The sequence below is a fragment of the Brevibacterium metallidurans genome (assembly GCF_037101285.1).
Classification (GTDB): Bacteria; Actinomycetota; Actinomycetes; order Actinomycetales; family Brevibacteriaceae; genus Brevibacterium; species Brevibacterium metallidurans.
Map to the genome: position 1 here is coordinate 1 of NZ_BAAAAF010000050.1, position 992 is coordinate 992.

Consider the following 992-nt stretch of genomic DNA (forward strand, 5'->3'; position numbering starts at 1 on the left):
GTGCGCTGGAAAAGCTGGCGCCGATGCGCGGCTGGATCAACATCTTCAATAGCGCCTTTACCCTGCATCTGCGCGAAGACAGCATTGATGAAGTCTGGGTGACCCGCAAACCGACCTCCGATGGTCACGTCACCAGCGTCGAACTGTTTGCCAAAGACGGTACGCAGATCGCCCAGCTGTACGGCCAGCGCAGCGAGGGTCACCCGGAACAAGCGCAGTGGCGCGCGCAGGTGGCACGTCTGTGCGCGGAAGGGCTGCCGGCATGAAACGCGGGTTAATACTGCTTGCCGCTCTACCGCTGTTCGCTAGCGCGGCCGCCGAACGGATTGTCTCTCTCGGCGGCGACGTCACTGAAATCGTCTACGCGCTGAACGCCGGGCAGCAACTGGTGGCGAAAGACAGCACCAGCACCTGGCCCGCCGCCGCGCAGAAGCTGCCGGACGTCGGCTACCTGCGGCAGTTGAATGCCGAGGGGATCCTCTCCTTACGCCCGCAGCTGGTACTGGCCAGCGCGCAGGCGCAGCCATCGCTGGTGCTGCAAAAGGTGCAGGACAGTAAGGTTACGGTCGTCAACGTGCCGGGCGGTGATAACCTCGCCGCCATCGATAACAAAATCGCCGTTATCGCCGAGGCGTTAGGCAAAACGCCTGCGGGCGACGTATTGCGCCAGCAGCTACGTCAGCAAATCGCCGCCATTCCCACGCAGCCTATCGCGAAACGGGTGCTATTTATCCTCAGCCATGGCGGGATGAATACCATGGTTGCCGGGCAACACACCGCCGCCGATGGCGCGATTAGCGCCGCCGGGTTGCAAAACGCGATGCAGGGCTTCGACCACTATCGCGCGATGTCGCAGGAAGGGGTAGCCGCCAGCCAGGCGGATCTGGTGGTGATCTCCGCCGATGGCCTCAAAGGAATGGGCGGCGAAGCCGGGTTATGGAAGCTGCCAGGACTGGCGCAAACCCCGGCGGGCCGCCATAAACAGCTGCTGG

General features: G+C 63.2%; 2 protein-coding genes. Both read left to right on the forward strand.

Annotated features, from left to right (window positions below; translation table 11 throughout):
• Positions 1-266: ChuX/HutX family heme-like substrate-binding protein (locus tag AACX88_RS17450; protein ID WP_339394127.1), on the forward strand; the 266-nt coding region annotated here is incomplete at its 5' end.
• On the forward strand, positions 263-992 hold a 730-nt coding region (locus tag AACX88_RS17455; RefSeq protein ID WP_339394128.1), incomplete at its 3' end, for a heme/hemin ABC transporter substrate-binding protein. The genes AACX88_RS17450 and AACX88_RS17455, both read left to right, overlap by 4 nt.